Origin of the sequence: Rhizobium sp. SYY.PMSO (assembly GCF_046840415.1) — a bacterium.
GTDB lineage: Bacteria > Pseudomonadota > Alphaproteobacteria > Rhizobiales > Rhizobiaceae > Rhizobium.
This window is the reverse complement of record NZ_CP177350.1, coordinates 1,132,696-1,143,524: the sequence shown is the minus strand read 5'-3', so window position 1 is coordinate 1,143,524 and position 10,829 is coordinate 1,132,696. Positions and strand designations below refer to the sequence as shown.

The following is a 10,829-nucleotide window of genomic DNA, read 5'->3' as shown; positions in this document are numbered from 1 at the left end:
TGTCGATCACCTTTTCATCACAACAGCGGCCGCTCGGCGGCGCGAGCCGGCCAGACGGCGATCGGTTTCGATTGCCCCTTCATGGCAATGGAGAGGCGGGTAAAACTGTTGATCGAGGTGTAAAGCCCGAAGAAGCGGTCAAGAACGCTGCCGAAGAGGTAGGCTGACGGCCTGTCGATCGCTGCGGGATCGAACTCCAGCCGGATATCGGTGCCCGTTACCATTCCGCCGCTGCCAAGGCGGGTCATCGAGTTCCTTGCCTCGACGCGGACGATGGCGTCGGCGAGCTGACGGGTTTCGCGGCTGTCCCTGAACGCGTAAAGCGCCAGGATGTCCTTCAACGCAGCCCCGTCATTGTCGACGATCGAGAGGTGATTGAGCTGAAGATGCGACATGAGGCGCCAGTTGCGCCCCTGCTGCTCGTTCATTCGCACGGAGGGAGTAGGGGCCATCAAGGCTTCGACCGAACCGACCGCCTCGCTGCCGGAGGCGAGCTGAAGGTAGGGATGACCGCCGCCGAAGGGCAGTTGCTCGGGCAATTCGCGATTGAGGCACAGGGCGTCGATGCTGGCGATCTTATCGACAGGGCCGATGGCTCGCCGAGCGCGATCCACGAAGGTTATCTCCATGTCCGAGGTGTCGTCGTCGGCGTCGAAACGGCGGGCGCATTGCCAGAACAGCGATGGGGTTCCCCCCTTCAAGCTGCGCCCGAAGAAGGGCTGGCACTGCTCCTCCTCGCCGGTGCGCCCGGATACGAGCACCTTCTCGATCGTATAAATCTCGCGCGTCTTCTGCCGCCTGGCATCCGGCAGCACGCGATATTCGGTGCGCGCGCCGTCGAGCGCGATCGGTTCGCAGTTCTGCCGAAACAGATTGACGATCGGCGTGGCGTTGAGGACGAAGTCGCGCGCTGAAATCGCCCGCTCCAGCTTCGCGCTGGTTTCATCGAGATAGATGAAGATTTCCAGCGTCTCGCCGCGCCATGCCTTCAGACCGACAATATCGACGAAGAGGAATTTCTGCGGCAGCGCAAAGAATTCGGTCAGCAGGCGATAGCCGGTAAAGCTCGATGCCGGGTAGGGCAGTATCGCTTCGTCCGCTTCGAAGCCGACCGGGCCGAGCGCCTTGGCCGGCAACATGACCGGGGCGCGATCATCGGCATGATGGGCGAGCGCAATGCCGAGCGTGTGATTGACGAGAAGCTCGTGAATGGCAACCGCCTGCTGCCACGAGGAGGCGATATGGAGCCGCAGCCGGTCGAGGCCGATTTCGTCGAGTGGCTTATTGGCATCCCGCGCCCGGATCGACAGGCGCAGGCAACCGGCCGCGCCTGCATGCGGAGATGGTGGCGCGCTGATCGGATGGCCAGTCAATGAAGCCGAGACGATCTCTACCGGCGCGACCTCGGTCTCCTGTGTCGTTCGGAAGCGGCAGCTCTCGCCGCCGATCGGCTCTGCGAAGATTTCGGTGTGACGCGGCACGGTCTGAACGGATGCCAGCGTGCTGCTCGGCACAAAGCGCACGATGCTCATCGAGGGCAGCGGCGCCAGGTAGTGCGGATAGAGCGTTTCGAGCAGGCCATCCGTCAGTTCTGGAAATTCGTCGTCGAGCTTCTGCCGCACCCGCGCGGCCGAGTAGGCGAAGCTCTGGATCAGGCGCTCGACATGCGGATCGTCGGCGACCTCGCCGGTTACGCGCAGGCGGCCGGCAATCTTCGGAAAGGCGTCGGCAAAGCGCGCGGCCCGCCGACGGATGGCGGCCAGTTCGTCGTTATAGCGCTGCAAGAAGCCATCAGCCATTGTTGGCCTCCACAAGGAAGCGCTGGGTCGACGGATCGATGGTCGATTCAAAGCTGATCGGCGGCATGCCCTCGTGTACGCGGAAGGTCGCATGAATGCGCAGCCGCAAGGCGCGCTCGCCATTTCCACGGCTCCTGAGAATGCTTACCTGCACGTCCGAAAGCCGCGTTTCGAACAGCGCAATGCGCCGCTCGATCAATCTGGCGAGGCGGCTCTTGGCTTCGTCGGTGACGAGGTTGGCCGATACCATTCCGTCGACGCCGAAGGACACCAGCGCATTGCCGAGCTCTTCATAGACCGAGGGCGGCGCAGTCGGCCGGCGACGGGTGTTGAGCAAGGCCTCGAGGTCGCGGCGAATGCATTCGCGCAATTCGCGCAGCTGTTCGGCCGATGTCAGCGGCGGATCCTGCAGACGATCGGGATTGTCGTCGATCAGCCGATCGATGATCGATCTGGCGACGATCCTTTCCCGCGGCCTGTAGCGTTCCAGTGGATCAGCCATGGGCGGCACGCCTCGTGTCGCCGGAGCCCGATGCCGTTTCAAGCGATGCCAGATCGTGGAAGGAAACCAGATCGTCACCGGCCAGGAAGCACTTCTGACCTCGGCCGGTCGTAATGCCGGTCGGCTCATCGACCCATTCGGTTTCACGGCCGAGCAGCAGCTTGGAACCCTTTGTGCCGTGATAGATCGCGGGCAGAAGCACGGGAGCGCTTGCCCCATCCGCAAGCTCCAGCTCGGCCCTGCGGAAGGCGAGATCGCGCGGGCGGGCGATCGGCTCGACGCGCAGGGCGGCAATCCGGGAGAAGTCGATCCATAGATATGCTCCGCCCGTCATGATGACTTCGAGCGCATGGGGAATCCGGTCGTCGAGATCGCGAAAATCCGAGACGGGACGACCGTTCCAGTTCATCGGTCGTTCGCCGCGGATAGCCTCCAGGGCTTCCAACGCCGTGGCCGTATCGGAAGAATGGGCGCGGTGGGCAATCGCCAGCTTCATGGCTGCCTGGTCGAGGGCCGTCGGCCCGTTCGGGAAATCCGGTGCGGCGGCCTCTTCGAACCAGGCGGAGCGTGCCGCCATCGCCCGCAGCTGATTGCGCAGCATCGCAAAGCCCATCATGTCCTCGGGCGAAAACGTCGTGGCGAGATTGCACTGCGCGTCCGCCTTTGCGTAATCGCCGGCAAGGATCAGAAGATCGATGAGGATGTGGCGTCCATCCTTGTCCGTAGGCGCCGTTTTGACATGCGCTTTCGCCTGCGCGATCGCATCGTCGAGCGCGTTTTCGCTGAGAGCTTCGGCGATCTTGGCGGAGAGCGTCATGCGGATATCCTTTGCGGCGTATCTGCGGAACGGGCGAATGCATAGGTCGCATTCGCCGTCTCCGCGATGAGATGGAAACTTGTGGACACGTCGTCGAGCTGAAAATGCGGCTGCAGCCGTACCGTGCAGGCGAACATGCCGGGCTTGCCGGGAATTTCGTCGACGCTGATACCGGCCGAGCGCAGCGGGAAGCGCGTGCGCAGCGTGAGGTCCGCATCGTCGTTGCCGAGCGTGTAGGTGGACAACCAGTCGTTCAGCTTGCGTTCGATCGAAGCGGCATCGGCAAGCCGGCCAATCTCATCGCGCATGATGACCTTGAGGTAATGCGAGAAGCGCGAAGCACAGAGCACATACTGTAGCATCGCCGCGATGCGGGCATTCTGACGTGCGTGCTCGCTCGAATAGTGCGGAGGCGCGTGCAGGGACTGGTTCGAATTGAAGATCACCGAGGGTGAAAGATAGGTGGTGGCGACCGGAACCAGGCCGAGTTCGCAAAGCTGCTGCTCCTGGCCGTTCGTCAGGCGAATCTCGACGGGAGGCTGCTGCGAAAGGCCGTTGCTTTCGATGCCGAGATCGTAGGGGGCCAGCTCGTCCGTGCTCAGCAGACCGCCGTCGACGGCATCCTGCGTCACGCCGCGGATATCGGCGAACCATCCGGATTCGATGAAATTGCGAATGACGATCATGGCGAAGGCAAAGGCGCCATTACCCCAAAGCAGCGTGCTGCCATCGGCAGCGATGCTTTCGCGGAACGGAAACTGATCGTCACGCCCGCGGGAGAACGCCTCGTAGGGCGCTCGCATCAGTATCCGCGGCGCAACCAGCCCCAAAAACCGGGAGTCGTCACGCGCCCGAAGCCCATTCCAGCGAATGCGGGTGGGGTCATAGGCAAGCCACGAAAAATCCTGGACGCGGTTGAGCTCGTTGAAATCCTGCAGGCCGATTGCCTGGGGTGCGGCGGCTGCGACGAACGGGCAGAAGGCGGCGGCGGCGGCCATGCCGATCTGCGTCAGTGCACCGACGGTATCGCCGCCGGTCGGGTCCTGGGGCGAAAGCTCGTAATCGCCGATCAGCAGGCCGAAAGGCTCGCCGCCGGGCATGCCGAATTCGCGGCTGTAGATCAGCTCGAAGAGATGGCTCTGGTCGAATTCGGTCATCCGCTCGAGATGGCGCGTCAGCTGCGCCCAGCTGACGCTGAGGATCTTGACCTTCACCTCTTCCGACCGGCCGGTGTGGCGCATGAGCATGGCAAGGCCGCGCCACCGCGCTTCCATCGCCTGGAATTCGGGGTGATGCAGAATGGCGTTGACCTGCCGGTTGAGCGCATCGTCGATCATGGCGATCACGCGATGCACCTGACGCGGCCAGGCTGCTCTCGGTTCCATCGTTGTCGCGGTCATGGTGCTGACTGAAGGCGCGCGGCGAGACGATCGCCGCGCCGCCTCTCCTAGTTCTTGCTCGGAATGCGGGCGACCATTCTGAGTGACGTGGTCAGCTCTTCCATCTGCAGCCACGGACGCATCCAGGCGACGGCGTTGTAGGAGCCGGGCTTGCCCGGAACTTCCTGCACCGTCACCTTCGCGTCGCGCAGCGGATACTTGGCGCGGGATTCTTCGCCGGCGTCGTCATTGGCGTTGACGTAGTTGGCGATCCAGCGGTTGAGCCAGTTCTCGCAATCCTGCGCTTCCATGAAGGAGCCGATCTTGTCGCGGCCCATCACCTTCAGGTAATGCGCGAAACGGGACGTCGCCATCATGTACGGCAGGCGTGCGGAGACGGCCGCGTTGGCCGTTGCCTCCGGTTTGTCGTAGACCTTCGGCTTGTGCGTCGTCTGCGCGCCGAAGAACACGGCATAATCGGTGTTCTTGTAGTGGCAGAGCGGCAGGAAGCCGAGCTTGCCGAGTTCGGCGTCGCGGCGATCGGTGATGCCGACTTCGGTCGGGCACTTGAGGTCGAGGTCGCCATCGTCGCTCGAGAAAATGTGCATCGGCAGGTTCTCGACCTTGCCGCCATTTTCCGCGCCGCGGATCGCTGTGCACCAGCCGCTCTGGGCAAAGGCGTCCGTCAGCCGCGTTCCCATCACGTAGGACGCGTTCATCCAGCAATAGGAGTCGTGATCGAGCTCGCCGGTCTTCGAATGTTCGGTCTCGTCGAAGGCGAAATCGTCGATCGGATTGGTCTTCGGGCCGTAGGGCATGCGGGCGAGGACGCGGGGCAGGGCAAGCGTCACGAAGCGGGAATCCTCGCTGTCACGCAGGCTGCGCCACTTGGCGTATTCGACCGTTTCGAAGATCTTTTCGAGGTCGCGCGGACGGGCAAGCTCGCGATAGTCGTCGAAGCCGAACATGCGCGGGCTGGCGGCCGATATGAACGGCGCGAAGGCCGCCGCGGCGATTGATGAAATTCCCTGCAGCGTCTGCACGTCGTCGAAGGAGTTGTCGAACTCGTAGTCGCCGATCAGGGCGCCCATGGGCTCGCCGCCGGGCGTGCCGAATTCGTCTTCGTAGATCGATTTGAAGAGACGCGACTGGTCGAATTCCACCGCTTTTGCGAGGTCCTTGGAGACGTCGCGCTTCGATGCATTCAGCACGCGGATCTTCAGGTTGACGCTGGTCTCGCTGTTCTTGACGAGATAGTTCAGGCCACGCCAGCTACCTTCGAGCTTGGCGAATTCCGGCGCCTGCATGATCGCGGCAAGCTGGCGCGAGATTTTCCGATCAAGCTCGGCAATCGCCTTGTTGAGCGTGATCGTCAGATTGCGATCATAGGTTACGGTACCCTTGAGAGCCTGGTCGGTCAGGGTCTTCAGCAGATCCTGGGCACGGTCGGGTTCGGTTTGCCGGGTTGCGGCCACGATCTGCGACAGGAGATTTTCCTCGGGCGCGAACTCGGCCTCTTTGGTCTTCAGTTGGCTTTCAGCGCTCATTTTTAGATCCTTGCGGAAAATGCGGGCGATATCGGTCGAGATCGAGGTCTGCCGCTATCGGCTGCTTGAAACGAATTGGGCGACCGGCTCCCGCAGATCGCCGACGACGATCAGCTTGCGGCCGGCTTCTCGGCCAATCCGAGCTCGGACATCAGCTTCGAAAGATCGGCCTTGTTCTGCAGGACATCCTCGAGAAGCCGTTCCAGCTCTTCCGAGCGGTCGGCCTTGCTCATGAGGTCGCGAAGCTGGTTGCGGGCATCGAGAAGCGCCTTCAGGGCGGGGACCTGATTGACGATGGAACCGGGCTCGAAATCCTGCATGCTCTCGAATTTGAGCGAGACCGGAAGCTGCGAGCCGTCGCCTTCCAGAGTATTCTCGACCGAGATGTTGAGGCCCGGCGTCATGCGGCGCATGACGTCATCGAAATTGTCCCGGTCGATCTGCACGAATTTGCGCTCGCCGAACGGTTTCAACGGTTGGGTCGGGTTGCCAGAGAAATCGCCGAGCACGCCGACGACGAAAGGCAATTCCTTGACGACCATGGCGCCTTCGGTTTCCACTTCGTACTTGATATGGACCCTCGGCTTGCGTACTCGCTCCAGCTTTTCGTGAACACTCGCCATAAAACTTCTCCTTCAATGCCAGCGGCAAATTCGCTTTTCACATGTGGCGCAACTCGACTTTGGAAAGGGCGGGTTGCAAAAACTTCGGGGTGCCGGTTGTATTCGTCACCCAGTCTTGTTCGGTTTCGGCTGAATGCCTGCCGCCGTCAGAACGGCGTTGCGGACCTGCTGTTCGGGTAGCAATTCGGTCAGCAATTCCGAAAAATCCATGCGGCCACGTCGAACCATTGTCTCGATCGACATCGAAATCGGGGAATGCGGTTCGGTGCGGCGGAAATAGCGCGCAACGGCCAGCAGCAGTTCGAACGCTTCCTCGCGTGAGCCGATCGATTCCGCGCTCAAGGGCCGCGGGCGGCTCTGCGCCGGCTCGGCGGCGCCTTCCTGTTGCTGCGGCTCGGCCTGCGCATCGGTCGCCTGGGATTCGAGGCCTGCGAGGGCGCGAAGCGCCAGCGCAGCTTCCTGCAGGACGTTGTGGGTATTGGAACTGGGCGGCGCCATCTGCCCGCAGCGCTCGTTGAGAACGGAGACGAGCCGATCGAAAGCGGCGATGCAACTGTTGACCGTTTCGAGATGCGCGCTCATCGCGGTCGTACCCGCCTCAAGGGCCGCTTGGCTTAGCTCATCGCGACGCTTCACCTCGTTGGGACGCTGCGACAGCTGAAAATCCCAGAGGGAAAACTGGCCGAATTTGGCACCGGGGACGAGCGGCGACAGCCTGATCGCCTGAATGATGGTGCCTTCGCCGCCGATGCCGTTAAGACCCGAAAGAGGCGCGAGCCGCTCTTCGAGATCGTCGGCGCCGACGGAATGAAATTTCTCCCAATGCTTGTCTAAAAGCGACGCAATCGCCTCGTAGACATCCCTTAAGCCTTCGAATCCGCGCAGACGTAATTCCGCCTCCGCTAACCATGCTAATACTTCGAGATCCTTACTTTTTGAAGAAACAATCTGCAATCCCAGATTGCTAACATCTAACCACAGAGGTGAAAGACTAATATTTTCACCTGGTGATATACCTCGTTCCGCTGCTCTCGCCTGGTTTCTGGCGTCCTTTATTCTGTAGTATATTTCACGCATAGAAGTATTATTGCGCACATTCTCTCCGCATGGCGCGTTTTCTTCAAATGGAGTTTCTATGTTGCGCACATTCAGCAGAGGATTAACTCCATATTGTGAACTACATCGTTTGAGCGCTTGATAGTTAGATCGATATATTCCTTTGTCAACCATGTCTATTCTGCTACAGAATTGTGACGATTCCAGTCCATGTCAGCACAAAAAAATTTATGTTTTCGATCTGGACGCCTGTCGATAACCGCCCTAGTTGTTGCGGCGACTTGGAGGGTGTAATTGAATTGAAACCAAAAGGAGGAAATTTCTAGGTGTCGAACGTCGATCTCAATCGTCTGATCAGAACGCTTGAGCCCGCATTGCGCGTCGGTCTTGAGGCTGCAGCGTCGCTTGCAGCACGCGATCGGCATGCAAATGTCGATGTCGCACATTGGATATGTGCATTGTTGGACGCACCGGAAGTTTGCTCCTTTTTTGAAGAACTTAGCGTGCCATCGGAGGCCCTGCGCACGGAGCTCGATAGCGCCATTGCCGAATTTCCGAGGGGGGATGGCGCCGCGCTGGTGCTCTCCCAAAATCTGCTTGCGCTGATGCGGGAGGCGTGGCTTGTCGCGTCGCTTCAATGTGGCCGGAACAGCATCACCCTGGCCGACCTTCTGACCGCGCTCACGGACGATCAATCGCTGCGAATCATGGCGCGGGGCATGGCGCCCTCATTGCGAAACCTCGATCGCAATGCTCTCGAAGGACGGTTGAATGCCGCCTCGTCCAGCGATGCCGCCGCACCGTCGCGAAATCCCGAGACGGTGCCCACAGCGGGTGAAAACGAATTTTTGCGTCTCTACACCCGCGACATGACGGCGGATGCAAGGCTTGGCAAAATAGATCCGGTCATCGGACGCGACCGCGAACTGCGCCAGGTCATCGATATCCTGATGCGTCGCCGGCAGAACAACCCGATCCTGGTCGGCGAAGCAGGCGTCGGCAAGACGGCCGTGGCCGAGGCGCTGGCGCTCGAGATTGCCACCGGCAGCGTGCCGGACATGCTGAAGCCGGTGCGTATCCTTCTTCTCGACCTCAGCCTGCTGCAGGCCGGAGCCGGGGTGAAGGGCGAGTTCGAACGCCGCCTGCATGGTGTGGTCGCGGCCGTACGGGCCTCGGCGGAACCGATCATTCTCTTCATCGACGAAGCGCACGGCCTGATCGGCGCCGGTGGACAGGCCGGGCAGGGCGATGCCGCCAACATCCTGAAGCCTGCCCTGGCGCGCGGAGAATTGCGGACGATCGCGGCCACGACATGGAGCGAATACAAGCGCTATATCGAGAAGGACGCGGCATTGACACGGCGTTTCCAGGTCGTTCAGGTGCTCGAACCCGATGAGGAAACCGCCATTCGCATGTTGCGCGGTGTCGTCGGCAGCTTCAAGGCCCATCACAAAGTCCGCATTCGCGACGAGGCGCTGGCGGCGGCCGTTCGCCTTTCGGCGCGCTATATCCCGGCGCGTCAGCTGCCGGACAAGGCGATCAGTCTTATCGACACGGCCGCTGCAGCCGTGTCTCTCGCCCGTCAGACCGTTCCTGAAGCGCTTAAGGGATTACGCGACGAGCAGGAGATGCTGGAGGCCGAAGCCGAAGCGCTTTCAGCCGAACCGCCGACGCCGGAACTGCTTGCTCGCCTTGCCGTCATCGAGAGCGAGAAGCAAGAGGTCGCGACCGAGATCGAACGGTTGCAGGCGAAATTCGATGAGGAAATGAAGCTATCCGGGGAAGCGGATCGAATTGAAGCCTCGCTGGCCAATACTCAGGATCATCGAGCGGAAGAGGATGCCCATTCGCGCGGCGACAATGTCGCTCTCTTCCCGCCGAACGGGTCTTCTCCGGACGCCGCGCGCGCCGCACTCGCGCAGGCCGAGCGCAATCTTGCCGATGTTGCGGGCGAAACCCCGTTGGTTCCTCGCGTCGTCGACAAGGAACTGATCGCCGGGATCGTGGCGCGCTGGACCGGTATTCCCGTCGGGAAGCTGCTGTCGGATCAGGTCGAGACCGTCAAGACGCTCGATGCAAGGCTGAAAGAGCGTGTTCTTGGCCAGGATGCGGCGATTGGGCGAATAGCGGCCGCCATGCGGTCCGCCCGCGCCGGCCTTTCCGATCCGCGCCGCCCGCCCGCCGTTTTCCTGCTCGTCGGCATGTCGGGAACCGGCAAGACCGAGACGGCGCTTTCGCTTGCGGATCTTCTCTATGGCGGCAGCCAGTATCTGACGACCATCAACATGTCCGAGTTCAAGGAAGAGCACAAAGTCTCGCTGCTGCTCGGCTCTCCGCCCGGCTATGTCGGCTATGGTGAGGGCGGCGTCTTGACCGAAGCGGTGCGCCGTCGCCCCTATGGCGTGCTGTTGCTGGATGAAATCGACAAGGCGCATCCGGGCGTGCAGGAAGTGTTCTATCAGGTCTTCGACAAGGGAACGCTGCGCGACGGCGAAGGCCGCGACATCGATTTCAAGAATACGACCATCGTGATGACCGCCAATACGGGGTCCGAATTGCTGGCCGCGCTCGCCGCCGATCCGGAGACGATGCCCGAGGGCGAGGCGCTGGAAGCGCTGCTGCTGCCGGAACTGCAAAAGCACTTCAAGCCGGCCTTTGTCGGTCGCACGACCGTCCTGCCGTTCATGCCGCTGAACGGCGAGACGTTGAGCGGCATCGTCGATATCCAGATCGGCCGTATCCGTGATCGTGTCGCGGCGTCATACGGCACGAACGTTTTTCTCGCTCCCGAGGCGCGCGAGGCGCTGGTCGCCCGCGCCAAGGCAAGCGAAATGGGTGCGCGCGCCATCGAAACCATGATCGGGCGCGACCTGCTTCCCGAATTGTCGACTTTCTTCCTCGACGCTGTTGCGGCGGGACGCAAGGTCGCCGGCATCATCATCAGTTTTCACGATCAGCGCTTCCTCATCGAGGAAAGTCCGGTGATCGATCCCGAATTCGCCAGTCCCCGAGAGGGCGACACGGCGAATGAAGCAGCCCCGGACGAACACAACGCCCGGATGCGGCATTAGACGGAAAGGTAAACCCGCCTTGCAGCGACAGGGCG

Annotated in this window: 8 protein-coding genes; 1 reads left to right on the top strand and 7 read right to left on the bottom strand. The window is 61.5% G+C overall.

The features are described from left to right. Window positions 1–17 precede the first annotated feature (17 nt). The 7 genes from tssF to tssA all read right to left on the bottom strand — a co-directional run bounded on the left by tssF (window position 18) and on the right by tssA (window position 7,819). Window positions 18–1,799 carry a type VI secretion system baseplate subunit TssF gene (tssF, locus tag ACJJVH_RS23625; protein WP_412065300.1) on the bottom strand — a complete coding sequence of 594 codons (1,782 nt, stop codon included), beginning with the start codon at window positions 1,797–1,799 and terminating at the stop codon, window positions 18–20. Then, the gene (gene tssE / locus ACJJVH_RS23620; RefSeq protein ID WP_112801930.1) at window positions 1,792–2,301 is read right to left on the bottom strand and encodes a type VI secretion system baseplate subunit TssE; all 510 of its coding nucleotides are present in this window, start codon (window positions 2,299–2,301) and stop codon (window positions 1,792–1,794) included. The genes tssF and tssE overlap by 8 nt, the downstream gene beginning before the upstream one ends. Continuing rightward, window positions 2,294–3,118: a type VI secretion system accessory protein TagJ gene (locus tag ACJJVH_RS23615; protein WP_412065299.1), complete on the bottom strand. Its 825-nt coding sequence runs from the start codon at window positions 3,116–3,118 to the stop codon at window positions 2,294–2,296. Before ACJJVH_RS23615 ends, tssE begins: the two co-directional genes overlap by 8 nt. Continuing rightward, window positions 3,115–4,503, bottom strand: a complete 1,389-nt coding sequence (tssC, locus tag ACJJVH_RS23610) for a type VI secretion system contractile sheath large subunit (RefSeq protein ID WP_412065298.1) — start codon at window positions 4,501–4,503, stop codon at window positions 3,115–3,117. Before tssC (ACJJVH_RS23610) ends, ACJJVH_RS23615 begins: the two co-directional genes overlap by 4 nt. Window positions 4,504–4,565: 62 nt before the next feature. Then, complete coding sequence (tssC, locus tag ACJJVH_RS23605; RefSeq protein ID WP_112801924.1) at window positions 4,566–6,044, bottom strand: type VI secretion system contractile sheath large subunit; 1,479 nt, start codon at window positions 6,042–6,044, stop codon at window positions 4,566–4,568. Window positions 6,045–6,154: 110 nt separating this feature from the next. Then, a complete protein-coding gene (gene tssB, locus ACJJVH_RS23600; protein ID WP_112801923.1) occupies window positions 6,155–6,667 on the bottom strand; it encodes a type VI secretion system contractile sheath small subunit in 513 nt (170 codons plus the stop codon). 105 nt (window positions 6,668–6,772) lie between these two features. After that, on the bottom strand, window positions 6,773–7,819 hold the full coding sequence (gene tssA / locus ACJJVH_RS23595) for a type VI secretion system protein TssA (protein ID WP_412066211.1): 1,047 nt from the start codon (window positions 7,817–7,819) through the stop codon (window positions 6,773–6,775). Between the two features lie 230 nt (window positions 7,820–8,049). Here tssA and tssH point away from each other — a divergent pair, with 230 nt between their 5' ends. Further along, window positions 8,050–10,794: a type VI secretion system ATPase TssH gene (gene tssH, locus ACJJVH_RS23590; RefSeq protein WP_412065297.1), complete on the top strand. Its 2,745-nt coding sequence runs from the start codon at window positions 8,050–8,052 to the stop codon at window positions 10,792–10,794. Window positions 10,795–10,829 lie beyond the last annotated feature (35 nt).